The 15,972-nt window shown below is 31.8% G+C and carries 12 protein-coding genes and 1 pseudogene; 8 read left to right on the forward strand and 5 right to left on the reverse strand.

Translation table 11 applies throughout. The features are described 5' to 3' along the window. Positions 1 to 706: 706 nt before the first annotated feature. The 3 genes and pseudogenes from ACUXVC_RS09345 to ACUXVC_RS09355 all read right to left on the reverse strand — a co-directional run. Positions 707 to 1,396: a hypothetical protein gene (locus tag ACUXVC_RS09345; protein WP_100650766.1), complete on the reverse strand. Its 690-nt coding sequence runs from the start codon at positions 1,394 to 1,396 to the stop codon at positions 707 to 709. Between the two features lie 248 nt (positions 1,397 to 1,644). After that, complete coding sequence (locus ACUXVC_RS09350; protein WP_446026013.1) at positions 1,645 to 2,451, reverse strand: alpha/beta fold hydrolase; 807 nt, start codon at positions 2,449 to 2,451, stop codon at positions 1,645 to 1,647. A gap of 321 nt (positions 2,452 to 2,772) precedes the next feature. Continuing rightward, a pseudogene (locus ACUXVC_RS09355) lies at positions 2,773 to 2,931 on the reverse strand (DUF6262 family protein); the annotation flags it as partial. Positions 2,932 to 3,010: 79 nt separating this feature from the next. Here ACUXVC_RS09355 and ACUXVC_RS09360 point away from each other — a divergent pair. From ACUXVC_RS09360 to ACUXVC_RS09375, 4 genes are all read left to right on the forward strand, one after another. After that, positions 3,011 to 4,363 carry a phospholipase D-like domain-containing protein gene (locus ACUXVC_RS09360; RefSeq protein ID WP_100650770.1) on the forward strand — a complete coding sequence of 451 codons (1,353 nt, stop codon included), beginning with the start codon at positions 3,011 to 3,013 and terminating at the stop codon, positions 4,361 to 4,363. A gap of 392 nt (positions 4,364 to 4,755) precedes the next feature. Next, on the forward strand, positions 4,756 to 5,895 hold the full coding sequence (locus ACUXVC_RS09365) for a hypothetical protein (RefSeq protein ID WP_100650773.1): 1,140 nt from the start codon (positions 4,756 to 4,758) through the stop codon (positions 5,893 to 5,895). A 42-nt stretch (positions 5,896 to 5,937) separates the two neighbouring features. Next, complete coding sequence (locus ACUXVC_RS09370) at positions 5,938 to 6,246, forward strand: hypothetical protein (RefSeq protein WP_001021127.1); 309 nt, start codon at positions 5,938 to 5,940, stop codon at positions 6,244 to 6,246. Positions 6,247 to 6,524: 278 nt separating this feature from the next. Next, positions 6,525 to 6,884: a hypothetical protein gene (locus ACUXVC_RS09375; RefSeq protein WP_100650777.1), complete on the forward strand. Its 360-nt coding sequence runs from the start codon at positions 6,525 to 6,527 to the stop codon at positions 6,882 to 6,884. A gap of 93 nt (positions 6,885 to 6,977) precedes the next feature. Here ACUXVC_RS09375 and ACUXVC_RS09380 read toward each other — a convergent pair whose 3' ends face one another. Continuing rightward, positions 6,978 to 7,424, reverse strand: coding sequence for a hypothetical protein (locus ACUXVC_RS09380; protein ID WP_000097770.1), 447 nt, complete (start codon positions 7,422 to 7,424; stop codon positions 6,978 to 6,980). A gap of 485 nt (positions 7,425 to 7,909) precedes the next feature. Here ACUXVC_RS09380 and ACUXVC_RS09385 point away from each other — a divergent pair, with 485 nt between their 5' ends. The 4 genes from ACUXVC_RS09385 (at position 7,910) to ACUXVC_RS09400 (ending at position 14,634) form a co-directional block, all read left to right on the forward strand. Further along, on the forward strand, positions 7,910 to 8,224 hold the full coding sequence (locus ACUXVC_RS09385; protein ID WP_446026014.1) for a hypothetical protein: 315 nt from the start codon (positions 7,910 to 7,912) through the stop codon (positions 8,222 to 8,224). A 156-nt stretch (positions 8,225 to 8,380) separates the two neighbouring features. Beyond that, positions 8,381 to 10,021, forward strand: coding sequence for a hypothetical protein (locus ACUXVC_RS09390; protein WP_100650781.1), 1,641 nt, complete (start codon positions 8,381 to 8,383; stop codon positions 10,019 to 10,021). Between the two features lie 1,014 nt (positions 10,022 to 11,035). Then, the gene (topB, locus tag ACUXVC_RS09395) at positions 11,036 to 13,180 is read left to right on the forward strand and encodes a DNA topoisomerase III (protein ID WP_000766771.1); all 2,145 of its coding nucleotides are present in this window, start codon (positions 11,036 to 11,038) and stop codon (positions 13,178 to 13,180) included. A gap of 206 nt (positions 13,181 to 13,386) precedes the next feature. After that, complete coding sequence (locus ACUXVC_RS09400) at positions 13,387 to 14,634, forward strand: DUF4153 domain-containing protein (RefSeq protein ID WP_446026015.1); 1,248 nt, start codon at positions 13,387 to 13,389, stop codon at positions 14,632 to 14,634. Positions 14,635 to 14,838: 204 nt separating this feature from the next. On the opposite strand, the gene ACUXVC_RS09405 is transcribed toward ACUXVC_RS09400, so the two are convergent. After that, entirely contained in the window at positions 14,839 to 15,804 is a 966-nt protein-coding gene (locus ACUXVC_RS09405; protein ID WP_061660355.1) for an arsenic resistance protein, read from the reverse strand. Positions 15,805 to 15,972: the final 168 nt, after the last annotated feature.

Raw genomic sequence — 15,972 nt, forward strand, 5'->3', positions numbered from 1 at the left:
TATTACCATCACTATTATTTCAAGGTGGTTTCTGTTTGTTTCTTACTAAATAAAATCCCAAAAAATATTTCTGATTAAACTTTATAAAATAAATAGTTAATCTTGGCTTTTTACATTTAATTAAAGACAGAAAACAGGTCAATAGTGCTTATATATATAAAGTCGAATTTGGTAAATTATACGCTTGTTGTATTTCAAAAGAGACGTTTCTACAAGTAAGGATTCTTTAAGTTATTTTGAAAGTAAAACTTAGAAACAGTATAATACATTATAGACATTCGAGATTTGTGAATTATCGGGGGGAACCCCGCTGGGAGTGTGCTTAACCCAGGACCTTGAAATTATACTTACAGCCTTAATCGTTTTAACTTTAATTAGATATGTTAGTTATTTGCTGGTTTCAACGTTTAAGGGAGAGATGTGTATGAGAAATATTACTTATCACGTAAGTTTAACTTCTGCATCAGTACTAGAGACAATATGGGCTGTAGGAGTAAGTTACTTGGTCGGGACGAGCTTGTCCCCGATAGTTCATAAATGGATACAGGAAATATAGATGACGAGAGTCACAAAATTACTAAATTTAAAGTAGCTGCGTACAGAATTTTTTAGTAGTTTGTGTCACTCGTCATATGAGGTATTTCCAGAGAAGAGGTTCTTTACATTGACTATTCGTATAATAAAATTTTCACGAATTTTATTGTTGTTAGTTACCCGTTTGAAGTTTTTTTATATCAAGTTCCAGTTTCTGAATATCTAATTTATGTTTCTCAACTTCTCTGCCTAACTTTTCCTTTTCAAGATTATATTTAATATCATCGTATTTTGTCTGGTAAAGAGTTAAATAGTCTTGAGCGTTTTTATATTTGTTGTAATTATTCATCAGAATCATAAAGTAAATAACCAATATTATTACGGAAAATATTACATAAACAAACCTTAAGGAATCACTCATATTAAAATGAGTTATATATTGTTCTACTTTTTGAATTGATTTGAAATTATCATTATTTACTAGAATAGTTAATAACAAAACAATAACCGGTAATGGTGAAAAAGATTTATAGATATCTACTTTTAATTTGAAACGATCTGAAATCATTTTTGTTTTATTAATGCTAGAGAGTAAGACATCATCAGAACTATTCTTTATTTTTTCTACTTTTTCTTGATGATTATAAAGATCATAAACAAGATATATGTATCTGAATATAATGAAAATAATTGAAAGGATAGATAGGTTAATGAGTCGGTGTAAGGTAAATATACTTTTAATATTACTTACAGTAAAAAAGAGAATGAAACCAATTATTAGAAGAACAGCAATCAACTTAAGAACTTCCTTCGAGATTTCCTTTAGAGCGGTAATAGATGCAGCACTTAATTTTTCAGTCATACAGGTTCTCCAATCATTTATGAGTAAGTTTGTGTTTAAAAAGGGTTCTTTTCTCTTTAAACAAGATTAGCTTTTATACGAATACCTCCATATATTATTTTTATGTGTGAATTATACCAAAAATAGATTCTTTAAGTCTAATAGTATTCGTAAAAATAAAGGTACTCTAACAGGTGTTTTTTTCAATTAAGAAGTTTTTTTTCCTTATTCAAAAGAAAGTTTATACTTAAATTATCAGGTACTTTACTTTAATAAGTGTCGTCGAAATGTAGATTTGAAATAAAGTTATGATGTTTATAAAAGAGGATACGATACGTTGATTCTTTCAATACATTGAGGGGATCGAATGTATCTTGGAATAAAGCAAGTGTGCTATTTGGGATATACTGGTGAATTGTTTTAGCTGCTTTTCCTTCATCAACACCTGTTACAACTTTACCTGCTCCAGATAGAATTAGAGTAGGGGATTGAATGAGATGTAGTAAAGAAGTATGAACAGGAAATTTTGCTTTTTTCATCATTAATAACATTTTTTTGTCTATTGAAAATGAATCGCGTAGTATTTGTTGCGTGTACGGTTCGTGTTTGTAAAATTTCATCATTAAATCAATAATTGTTGAATAGGGCAGCAAACTAAAGATGAAATTGGAAAATTGAAGTACCCATTTAGAAGTTTTAGTTGGGAATTCACTATAGCTATTAGAAATGACCAATTTTTTTACATAGGAAGGATGATGAATGGCTACTAATGTCGCAAGAATTGCTCCTTGTGAAACGCCGATTACATGAAGAGGTGTGTGGCCTAGTGTATCTAAAAATGAAATGATATCAGATACGATTAAGTCGTAATCATATACATTACCGGGAAAGGTTTTTCTCGATTCTCCATGACCACGATAATCGAGAAGAATCATTTGATATTCTTTAGAAAATGATTCGATTTGTGGTTTCCATATCTTCCAAGATGCCCCGCTTCCGTGTAAAAAAAGGATTGGTTCCCCTTGTCCAAAAGACTCGTAGTGAAATTCACCGTTTTTTGTTTTAATAATTGGCATGAATAAGCCCCCCTTTTTTTCAGTTTGCAAAAGTAAGATTACTTTTAAAATACAATATATGGAATGTATAATCAATATAATTTTGAAATATTTACTTTGTTTCATTTCAAAATTATAAAGTACGTCCACTTTAATCCTGAAATGCGTTTTCATACGTTTGATAGAATAAACCCTACTATCTAGTCTAATACTTTATTTTAATAAAATTTCTTTTCTCTAAATATAAACTATTCATTAGTCTAAATCCTTATTTAATTAATAGAGAAAAATAAAAATAAAGGAATCCTATTAAACCAGCGATACTCAGTCTAGAACATTTTTTTAATCAAACATTTTACGCAATTTATCAATATGTAGAAAGATATCTTCATTTTGATAGAGATACGATTTAGAAATACCAGAATGCACAGAAACGGCATGGAAATTTACAGCCCTATTTTCCCGAATTAGTTCTTGGATTGCATGATGAACGCGGGCGGCAGCTTTTTCTTTCTTTTAGAATGTTAACTGTCGTAGTATCATAATTTATAGGAGTAAAAATTGAACTAGGGGTGAAGAGATGGAGGATATTCGTTTTTTATGGGATGGCTATGACTTACAACAAGACATTAATAAAAAAGTAACGGAAGTGACAGAATTACAGATTGCAACGGCATACTATTCTACATACGGACTTGAATTATTAAATGAATGGTCGAAAAAGTGGGGGCTCTCAAAACAACATATAAAGCTATATCTCTCACAGGAATTTTCGATGAATCAACCAGGAGAACTCCTGAAAAAAACAATGGAGATTGCTGAGGTGTACCTTGTAGAAGACCTATTCTTGCATGCAAAGGTCTATTATTTCAAAGGGAGGAATCCATATGTGTGTCACGGTAGTAGTAATTTAACAAGGGGAGGGTATGAAAGTAACGCTGAATTCAATAGCCTACAAACTGTGACCGAGACTATGGGGACTTCACTTGGCACGTACTTTAAACAGCTTCACGCTTATAGTGAGAAAGTGACAGAAGACACTGTTATGCATTATGAAGAATTAGAAAGTGCTTTTGCAGAATGGAAAGAAGCAAAGAAAAGGTTAACCCGAAGCATACGTCCAAAAAAAATGCAACAAGATCCGTTTGATAGCGAGACTTACGAATTACAAGACTATTATTTTCAGTATGAAGATTTCGCAGTGTTTTTTAACCGTAATATGAGATTAGGATCTAATCACCCTATTCACAAGCAACGGATACGGGTAAAAACAAAACTGTTACATATCCATTCAATTATAGAAAAGCGAATGAAGAAACTAAATCTGCATTCGCATCGTCATCCAAACTTTATTCTATCTTCGATTGTACCGAATAAAAGTAATCGTGAACGTGTTTCTTGGTTAGGGATCCGATACGGAAAAAGTCCAAATGTTCTTTCAAGCTATAATGTAAAAGGCGTATATTGGGATAAAACCAAAGAAGCAGATTCCATGTATCAACATGCTAATATACAAGTTGGAATCCGTGGAGAAGGTGTCAATGTCACCATTTTTCATTCTATTGCAAATGGGGCAATGGATCGCGAATATTTCCATAAGAAATTGCATCACCCTGAAGTAGAAGAGGTGATTGTTACTTGCTTCAATTTGCTAAAAGGGGATGGTTTCGAATGGCGAATTTATGACCCTGAAGCAAATCGTGTAAAAGAGGTGTTTTCAATCGACAAGAGAGACCCGAAAGATTTTATTTCCTTTTATGAAAATTATGATAGAGAGGGACTTGAATCATACTTTCTTTGCAGCTTTTCTCCAAATGATCCGCGTATTAAAACAGCAGAGAGTATAGCGGATACATCATTTGAAATTGCTAAAGTTTTGGCACCACTTTATCATATCATCAGTGAAACAAAGGGACTTGGTGTCACTAAATAACAAATAGAAAAACACCGTTGCATACTTGTATCGGTGTTTTTTGCTTTACTTTCTATTTTTACCAATCAAATTGAGGCAATTTATCAAGGGAGTCGCCATCATGGTTCAAACATAACCATAGACAGTCGTAGTTCAATACAAGATGTACGAGACTAATGCTATTTTATATGAGCGAATCAAACTCGTAAATAATAGATAAAACGTGATGAATTGTACCTTATAACAAGTTGTTATGAGGTATTTTTTTATTTATATGTTGACTCTATAAGAGTGATAGCTAATTGGTAATCAGTCGAGTAATACAAAAAATGTATAAAGTCTCTCTGTTAAATCTAAATTTTAAGTAGTGTATAATAGGTGATGGATATATTTTCTAAAAAGGAGATGGAATCATGAAAGTTTTCAGTGATGTTGAAGTTTTTCAGTGTTTAAAAGAGTATTATAATAGTTTCATTGATGAAGGAATTATTAAAATTGTAAAAGATGATAACGATATCCTTGTTTGGGAAGAGCAAAAATCAGGCTATAAGATTGCGATTAGTCGTGAGAAATTTATTTCACCCAAACAAGTGAGGAGACCTTGGAAAATGTATTGGGTGAGTCGTCTTTTTCAAGAATATAATTATAAATTGGATAACCCCAAAATAGAGTTTTTTAAAGACAAAGGTTTTTACATCAAAAATACTGCAGAATTTCTTTTTCATTACACTCTCATTGAAAGTGAATATCCAGATCATCCGATGCTCAAGTTTAACATTGATGATGTAGAATTCGAAATTGGTGAACCGAGTGACATGTTTAAAGTAATGTTTCATCATATATCAGATGATGACAATTTTGAGTGGGAAAATATTCACACGATAAAATTGAAGAATGTAGATAAAAAAATGTTGGAAAGTTATCTCCAACATGCAATATATATTATACATAAGTTTGCTCCATCAGATTTGGTGGGCGATTACCCACAAGTCTATCAGTATTTGTACACTCATGACTATTTTACTGAACCCGAAGAAATAATAGAGGGTGAAGTTAGTAATAATTTTAGAATGGGAAAATATACTGATCCAATATCCTTCTATAACGAAGGGAAACAGAAAAAAGATTTTTTAAGCTTTTATAAAGTATTAGAATACTTCTTTATTATTAATAGGAAAGATGATTTTGAGGCTCATATTACGACTTATATCAAAGATAAAGATCTAGATGAAATGATAAGAGGTATTTCAGACGTATACAATGATAAAGAGCGTAACTTAATAGAAATATTAATTAATAAAATTGAGCATATAGAACCAATACTAGAGTTAGCTTTTTCAAAGGGATTGATTAGTAATCAAGATGATAAGAAAGAATTTGCAAATAATTTATATGAATATCGAAATAGTAGGGTTCACGGTAAGGGAGGTGCAAATTTTGAATTATTAGTTCCTGCTATACTAAACTCCGATGATAGTAATGAATGGGAAATTATTATAGAAAATCTGGCTGAATTGGTAATATTACAATTTTGTTACTCACAATCAGAATAGTAGCTCTGGAATAGAAAAGAATAGCAAGCTATTTGCTATCTTTTGAATATAATTGATATAGAAAACTCCAATGATTTTCAAAAAGAGTTTTATGAGTACTCAAGGCAATTTAATTTAGCTGGGAATGAATTGGTAGAATATATGATAGACACCGCTGAAATACATAAATTAGATATGAATTTTTTCGCTGTTGTTTATCTATACAGACAATGTTTAGAACTTATTTTAAAATCTATCGCTTTTAAATATATCTCCGATGAACATCAGAGAAAATCTTTTATTACCACTGTTAGACATAATTTAATAAATTGTTTTGAGGAAATTATAAATTTAAATGGGGGAGGTTTTTGACAAGAGTAAAGAAGAGATTGAATGGTTGTACAATTATCCAACATATATTTCCAATATTGGTGCTCAAAGCGATTTATTTAGATATTCATTTAATAATAAAATGGAGATTTGTTTTAATAAACAAACACATATTAACTTAATTGCTCTTTATGAAAATATGAATACCGCTTATAGTATTTTAACTCATGCATTAAATAATGTTATGCTCGAAATTGGTACTATAAATAACGAGTCAAAATTAATAATCGAGGGTGGAGAATACTGCGTTCAGATTGTTGTTGGCTGCAAATATAATTAGAAAGAAAAAGTACAGTATCTTGGGGTTATGGAACTCCATAAAAGATAAAATTTCTATAAATTCAAATGCTTCTGATGATAACACCTTACAGAATGTTGAAGTGTATATAAATCAGCTACACGTTTTAGACCAAATATCAGATAAGTTCAGATATCCAATAGATAAAAATTTAAAATTACATTTTCAAAATCGTAAGAAGTTTGACATTACTAATATATCATTATGTTATAAAGGATTATTTGCATTTTTAGATGCTGTTGATGGTATGCTGTCTCAAATAAGAGAATATGGGGCTGATATGGTGGCGGAAATGATGGATAACTATTCTGACTATTGTTAAAGATAGTTAATAAAAATTAAAAAGTGGACTTTTAAAATGAAATGATAACTCCTACCTAAAGAACTACTTTAAGTAGGAGCTACTCTTAATAATTTATTCTTTAAAATTAATTGCTGCTTCAATAAGGTTATTTAGTTGGACAACCCTCATCCTATTTCTGATTAAATTACCAACCAGAATACAAACAGCGACAAATGCAACTATTACAAGTATCAGAGCGATTATTAAAAAATTATACTTGAAGCTTCCGGTGGCAAAGTTTGTTATTATTCCTGAAGTTATAAAAGTTAAGACGAAAACCAGCAACCCAATAATAATAGCAATAGAGTTCCTTGGATCTAGACTTTCTTCAAAAGATTTTCCTAAAGCAAGCCATGTATAAAGATTGTCTTTTTCAACTGTACGTAAGTTTTTAAAATTTTGCACGGAATCTTGATTATCATGAAACATATTTGCAGAAATCGATACAAAATCTTTACTAGAAGAAATTTTTTTGAATTTTTCTTTGATTTGTCCTTCACTAAAAGAATTACTAGACACAATAAAAACCTCCAACAAATTTAGTCGGCTGTATAAATTCAACAAAGAAGTGTAAAATTCCTCTTTTTTAATGACTATATTTTATTATATCAAGTATGATGAGTTGTAATATTTCATTCATGTTCATAAAATATTTAGTTCACCAGCACCCCATATGTTGCCACATACACTCTGCACATTTCCACTGTTTAAAAGCGATGCATTAGGAAGAAAAGAGACGAATTTCCTGATGAGTTTTCGTTAGTGGCGTTTGAGGAATGGTTCGAGCAACAAGAAGAAAAAATTAGCATTGTTAGTGGTGATGAAGATCTCAAGAATTCTGTGAAAAGAGTCAAATCCCAATTTATGAGCCATCATTAGAGGCATTTTTTGATAGGCTAACTAAGAATAAAACATATAAACATCAATTTATTGTATCTGTTTATGATGCTAATATAAACGAAATTGAATCAAGTTTATTAAATTTTATAGAGGAACACTGGTTTATGTTAATAGGTGAGGATGGAGAGGTCGAAAATATTGATTTGGATGAAGAACAATCCGCTATGTTAGCCTTTAAGGCAAGTGTGAATATCGTGGCGAATGTTTCTTATATGGACTCTGTAAGTTCTTATTACGATATAGAAGAAGGAAAGTACTTGTATACTGAGTATGTTGATAGCGTGATAGATGATGTTATTGAGGTGCCTGTACTAATGAAAATTAAATTCGAACACTATAACAAAGAAGAAATGGACATCATTAGTACTTCGCTAAATAAAGGTGAACCCATTCAGATTTCTATCCAAGAGAAGTACTAAGCGATGATAATGTTAGACAAGGAATTTCTCCCATTTTTTATGGTGCTATAAAACTATTTCAGAACGTAAACTTTTAGTCTTTCGGATTCTTTTAATTAAGTTTTTGAGGTGAAGTGTTTTAAATTTATAGGTTTAAGCTTATTTGGAGGTAAATATATGGTTGAATATGAGGTTCGTGCGCTAACAAAAGATTATATTTTCAAACAAATTGAAGGCTATATTGATGAATATGTAACAACTTATAAGGAGAATATTGGATATCTATTGTATTATCCTTTAATAGCTATTGAATATCGATTTCATGAGGTTGACCCAAATCATCAACAGGCAATAATTGATAGGTTTGCGCTTAGTTGGTTTATCGGTGAGCTATTTAAGAGGGGAATAAACTGGGAGCTAAGGTTTGAATATAATGAGAAAGAACTGAAACACTTTTTGGCTGCTTATTTAGGTAAGATAAAAGATTTATATAGAGATTTCAATATATGTGACCAAATAATGGATATGAATTCCATTGCGAAAAGTGAATGTAAAGAAATTGAGAAGAATAAATACCTATTTACCACAGCAATCATTGAGGGAGGATTCAGAAAAGAATATATCTATTTTCATGGGTTAGATAACCAAAATTTTGGGATGGAAAGAGAAATAAAGATGAGACTTCCCCAAAAAATAGTGGAGAAATTTTCTCATTTTGGACCCAGGGTTTATCAAAAGATAAAAAGACTATTGGTTGATAGGGATAGGGAACTACTCGAATTATGTTATGAATGTGTAAAAGTAGATTTGGATTATTTAGGTGGTAATGTTAAAAGTACTGTGGTTAAAAATATTCGTGAACTAAATTCAATCATATCATTCTTTTATTACTATAGTATAGTTGTTCGTGCTGCTTATACAATGGGTAGTAACTTTAATAAAACGACCTCTTTAGATTTACTTTTTTTCAAAGATAAAGAGTGGTTTTTAAGTAAGGCTGTTCAATTTACAGGTCTGTCTATTGGTAAAGTTGAGAAGTATTTCAATTACTTCTTATTTGATGGAAGAGGGAGCCTCTTGGAGTTCCCGTTCATTCTTCATAATGAAAAGTTAATATTTGTTCCATCGTCATGGATGCTAAATGATCTTCAATTTTGTGTAGTAAATGGTCATTTTTATAAAGGTGAAAGATTTAGAAACCGTGATAAAACTATTTCTCATAGTGTGGTAAATAGTATAACTCGCCGAGTTGAAACATTCAAAAATATTGTTTTTGGTCAGGAAGTATACTATGAATTCCAAGGGGATATGGGTAAAATTAATAGCGATATTGATGTGGCATTGTATGACAAGCTCTCCAATACATTTATTATTATTGAATCCAAATGGAAGGAAAACCATTATACAACAGCAGGTGAAGAGAATTATAAAAAGATACATCAATCACTAAACGAAATTTATAATGAGCAAATTAGTAAACACAAGGATTTTATAAAAAATGATAAAGAAAAATTGAGTTACATATTGGAAGGGAAAGTTTCTCCTGACGAAATTTCTGATGATCTAGATATCCTCTATATAGCAGTTGATAAAAGAAGTCAGCTGTTCATTGAAGATCGGCTACTTGTACCTTTAAATGGAATGTTGGCGTTAATAAATGTGAATTCTCAAGATGGAGTATTGAATTTAGATAAAATCGTTAAAAGTTTAAGAGAACAAAAATCAAGAGGGCTTTACATTAACACTGAGGATGATTTTAGTGAATTTAAAGTTTCAGAGGATATTACAATTGTAACCCAGGATTTATATTCAATTTAATTGTTACGACCATCAAAAATGGATTCTTCAAAATAAAGTTATTAATGATTACAATGGATCTTCTCAAACAGAATGATTTCTGTTTGATGAGAGGTGCCATACCGCAACTAATTAACTGGTGCTACTCAATTTTTGATATCACACTTGAATGTAGAGGAGTTTTATGGAAGAATTCCTCTATAAGAAGGACGACAAGAATTCCGTTAGCTGTATATTCTCTAATTGAAATGATGATATCTTTTTTGATAGTGTTTTATTTTTTATGTTTATTTAATCAGATAAATCCGAGTGGGATTTTTCCTGTAAATAATGAAATTGTGAGTACGATTAATTATAGAGATTATGTACTTAGACTTTCAAAAGGGCATAATTCAATGTTAATAAGTAATACGATGATTTTTGAGTAATATCCTCATATATTACTACATAGTATTGAAGTTTCATTTTTAAATACTTCTTTTATTAAATCGACTTTAATTCATGCATGTAGCCACATGTGGCAAGTTCTAATGAGTATAATATTAATTAGTATTTCGATTGTATCTTATCTGGGTTCAGATGATAATGTTAGTGAGCGAGAAGCAGTTTATTTTTCAAGAATTGAAGATAGGTTCCGTGTAGAATAAACTATCGAATCATTTTTGAGATTTGTATTTGTTACTTATATGTTCCATTTTAAAACGCTATTTAGGTTTACTTATATCATTGATTGTAAAATACGTTAGTACTATATAATCAATTATCGATAGTACTTCCGATTATAGAGAAGATATTAAAGAAAATAGTACATGTAAAAGGCGCTCAATTTTTGGGCGTCTTTTATATATAACTGTGTTAAAGAATTTGCTGTATTATGAGTTTCTATTGTGAAGCCATAAAGAATAAGCGTATAATATTATAGGTCTCACATTTGCGAGACAAACCGCGAATGATAAATAAGATTGTTGTTTTATCATCGCTTCTAAACATATAGACAATGAAAGTAACACTGGAATACAGATAGGGAGTTATAAAATGAAATTAATTATTGCCGAGAAACCAGATCAAGGGTTGGCTCTTGTTTCACAGTTTAAATATCGCCGGAAAGATGGATATTTAGAGGTAGAAGCGAATGAGTTATTTCCAAATGGAGCGTACTGTACATGGGCAATTGGTCATTTGACGCAGTTATGTAATCCAGAGCATTATCACGCAGAGTGGAAAAAATGGTCACTTAATACATTACCGATGATTCCAGAACGTTTTCAATTTGAAGTAACAAAGTCAAAGTATAAGCAATTTAACGTTGTGAAACAGCTGTTACATAATCCACAGGTAACAGAAATTATTCACGCAGGCGATGCTGGGCGTGAAGGGGAACTGATCGTACGAAATATTATTAATCTTTGTAACGTGCAAAAGCCGATGAAGCGTCTATGGATTTCGTCTTTAACGAAGCAAGCTATTTATCAGGGGTTTAAAAATTTACTTGATGAATCAGATACAATTAATACGTATTACGAAGCATATACAAGATCTTGCGCTGACTGGGTTGTTGGTATGAATGCATCACGTGTCTTTAGTATTTTGCTAAAGAAAAAAGGAATGAATGATGTATTTTCTGCTGGTCGTGTCCAGACACCAACGTTAGCATTGATTGTAAAGCGAGAGAAAGAAATTGAAAACTTTAAGTCAGAGCCGTTTTGGGAAGTGTTCGCAACCTTTAATATAGAAGGAAAGAAATATGACGGAAAATGGGAAAAGGATAATGAATCCCGCTTAAAAGACCCTGATATGGCGAATAAAATTGCGGCATTTTGCCAAGGGAAACCGGCTGTTGTGAAGGAAATGAAAACGGAGCGTAAAGAGTTTCAGCCGCCGCTTTTATTTAACTTATCATCACTGCAAGCAACGGCAAATAAAGCCTTTAAGTTTTCACCGAAAAAGACGCTTGATATAACGCAAGCACTCTATCAAAAAGGGATTGTTTCTTATCCACGTTCAGATTCTAACTATGTTACACAAGGAGAAGCAGCGACGTTCCCTGATATTTTACAGAAGTTAAGTCAGTTTGATGAATATAAAGGCTTATTACCGGCTCCGGTTGAATCCATTATGAATAACAAGCGTTATGTAAATGAAAAGAAAGTAACAGATCACTACGCAATTATTCCGACAGAGCAAGTTACAAACCCAAGCAGACTATCAGGTGATGAAAAGAAAATATACGATATGATCGTAAGAAGGCTTATTGCAGCTCATTATGAAGTTGCAATCTTTGACTATACAACGATTGTAACGCTTGTAGATGAACGTGCTGAATTCATTTCAAAAGGAAAACAGCAAATTCAAGAAGGTTGGCGTAAGGTTATTTTCCAAGACGATAAAGATGACGAAACCATTCTTCCAATTGTAGCTGAAGGCGAAGAAGGAAAAGTTGTAAAGGTGAAAGTGAAAGAAGGAAAAACACAGCCACCGAAGCGCTATACAGAAGGACAACTTATTACGTTAATGAAAACAGCTGGTAAGTATTTAGAGAATGAAGAGCTGGAGAAAGTATTAAAGAAAACAGAAGGTTTAGGTACGGAAGCGACTCGCGCAGGTATTATTACGATGCTGAAAGACCGTAAGTATATAGATGTAAAGAAAAACCAAGTGTATGCGACTGATAAAGGAAAAGTATTAATTACCGCAATTGGTGATAAAATACTAGCTTCACCGGAAATGACTGCGAAATGGGAACAACGTCTTGCGGAAATTGGTGAAGGTACAGCTTCACCAGCTACATTTATGGAACAGACGAAAAAGCTATCAGCTAAAATTATTGAAGACGCAGTGGAAATGTCTGAGAAGTGGGATTTCACGGGACTACATGTTGAATCGATTGAACGGAAAGGATCGAAATTTACAACGGGTAAAAAGGTTGGTAGCTGTAAAAAATGTGATGGTGATGTAATTGATAAGTCAACGTTTTACGGTTGTTCTAACTATAATACAACGCAATGTGATTTCACCATTTCAAAGAAGATATTAAGTAAAACAATTTCGCAAAAGAATATGACAAAGCTCTTAAAAGGTGAAAAGACTGATTTAATTAAAGGTTTTAAAAAGGGCGAGAAAACGTTTGATGCGAAATTAGAGTGGAAAGATAATAAGATTAATTTTGTATTTGAGAATTAATTTGTTAAAAGAGCATGACATAAAACTGTCATGCTCTTTTGTTTTTTTCTTTTATTTAAAATTTAACGATAAAAAAAATCCTTTAAATAATAATTTTTTATTGTAAAGCGATAAATTTCGTATTAAAATCAAAATCATAATAAATGAGTGAGGTGCTTTTGTTAAAAGGTAACAACCTTATTTTTAAAATTAGAGGAGGTATAACTATGAACATTAACAATTTGATTGTTAAAAATATGGATAACCCCCATGAGTTGGAGAAGATGTATAGAAAAGATCCGAAAGCTTTTAAAAAAGCATTCTCACAGGCATGGGACCAAAACCCTGATTCTCAGGTTCTAGGTGCTTGGTATGAAAGGTTGCATTTCAAGGAGAAAGTAAATAAAGAAAAAACATCTTTGTTTCAAAAAGGTTTCTTATTCATGGGCCTTTTAGCTATTCTGGCCGGCATAAGCACCAGAATCATTTTCCACTTTGTTGAGCAGGAAGCAATTGCTCCAATTAACTTGGCTTTTGGTGTAATTCCCTTTATTGCTGCTTATTTTGTTTACAATAATACTCCCAAAAAAAGTATTATTTATTCCCTTGCAGCGTTGTTCCTAATTTCCGGGATGTATCTTAATACGTTGCCAGTAAATTATAAAGACAGTACCATCCTTGCTTATTTACATCTTCCTATATTTTTATGGGTCTTAGTAGGGCTTGCGTTTACAGGGAATGAATATTTAAAAGGCAGTACAAGATTAGCCTATATTAAATTTAATTTAGAATATTGTCTTCTCTACGGGAGCATGGCAGTGAGCGGAATGATACTAGCAGTATTCACCATGCGTTTATTTAGCTTTGTTGACTTAGATATAGGAGAATTCTATTTTAGTAATGTTGTTTTATTTGGAGCAGCGGCTCTCGCTATTGTGGCTGCATACTTAGTATCAATGAATCTTAAGTTTGCTAAAAATATTACACCATACATATCTAAAATTTTTAGTCCTCTCGTCCTGATCACGTTGCTTATCTATCTTATAACGGTAATTTGGGTCGGGAAAAATCCGTTCTTGGATCGCAATTTCCTAATGGCCTTCAACGGAATCCTCCTTGGTGTATTGGCTGTTACCATATTTTCTATCGTTGAAAGTGACTCGGACGAGAAAAAGAATATTTCAGATTATATAAATTTTTCCTTAATTGTTCTGGCGCTTATTATTGACACTGTCGCATTGTCAGCCATAGTATTTAGACTTTCTTCTTACGGGATTACGCCTAATAGACTTGCTGTTTTAGGTGTAAACATAGTGATTTGGGCAAATCTCATTTGGATTATGTTTGCCTATATGCGTTTCTTGCAAAATAAATCAGGACCAAAAGCTATCCAAGATGCCGTTACGAAGTATTTGCCAATATACGGACTTTGGGCAGCTTTCGTTATATTTACGTTTCCTATCATTTTTAATTAGAAAGGATCTGTTAATGCGGGAGTGGTGAGGGCTAATAATCATTGGGGGATGAACAAAACCCCCAATGATTAAAGTTTCACTTTATTACAATTGGTATTATTACGTTTGTAGTTTCGGTAATTTCATTTGTATTGATAAATAAGAAATAAGTGTTGTATGTAATCTTTCCATAATAAAAAACGTCCCAAAATGGGACGTTTTTTATTATGCGTATTGCCGTTTTTTCTTAATAAGCAACAAAACTTGTGAAACACAAGCTAGTACCGGTAACTCAATCAACGGTCCAATAACGAGTGCAAGTGCGATAAGAGGCTCGTCTGGAAAAGCTGTTACAGCGATAGCGAGTGCAACAGGTGAGTTTCTTGCTAACGTTGTTAAGCTTAGACTTACTGTATCTTTGTAAGATAAATGCATGATGCGCCCGATAAATTGTCCTAGTAAAAAATTAATGATGAAGAACAATAGAACAGGAACGAGTAATAATAAAACGACATTCATATTTTGCAGTAAATATTTACCTTGTGATGCAAACATCGCTACTATTGCTAAACTTAAAAATACAATTTGAGCAGAGCTGAAAAACGGAATGAGTTTATTCTCGAGAGTTTCAGCTTTTTTCATTTTATTCATAATGAATTTTGTAGCGTGTGCAAGTATAAATGGTAAGACGATTACGATAACAATACTTTCTACTAAAACAGAAACCGCTACAGTTTTCATGACACCAGCAAATAAAAATAAATAAATTGGAAGGAGTAGTACTTGCAAAATTAAATTTACAGGTAAAATTGCAGTAGAAAGTGCTACATTTCCTTTCGCTATTTCAGTAAAGATTAAGTACCAATCTGTGCATGGAGTAACCATTAACATTATAAATCCAACCCAAAGTGCTGGATGATCTGAAAGAAATAGTGCTCCTAATCCCCAAGCGAGTAAAGGTGTCCATAAGAAGTTAATAGTAAGACTTGTTCCAGCAAATTTTAAATTACGAAATCCGTTTTTTATTTCTTTTAATGGGATGCTGAGGAATAATCCATATAGCATGAAAAATAAGAAGGGGACAATAAACTGGTCTGAATACGTATGTATCATATTAAATTGTCCGAGTACGATGCCGCATGTAACAGCAAAAAGAATAATAAAAGTTTGAATCTTTTCTATAGTGCTCATGAATAAATCCTTTCTATATATGAATTTTCCTCTCTAAGTTTATTATACAAGTAATAAAGATGTATTTGGTGTTCAATTGTATTTTAGTTAATATTTTTAAAATGAGATTTTATTTTTTATTAAAAGTTACTTGACTAAAGTAAGTGACTATATTACAATCACTTACAT

The sequence above is a fragment of the Bacillus sp. N6 genome, from assembly GCF_052805735.1.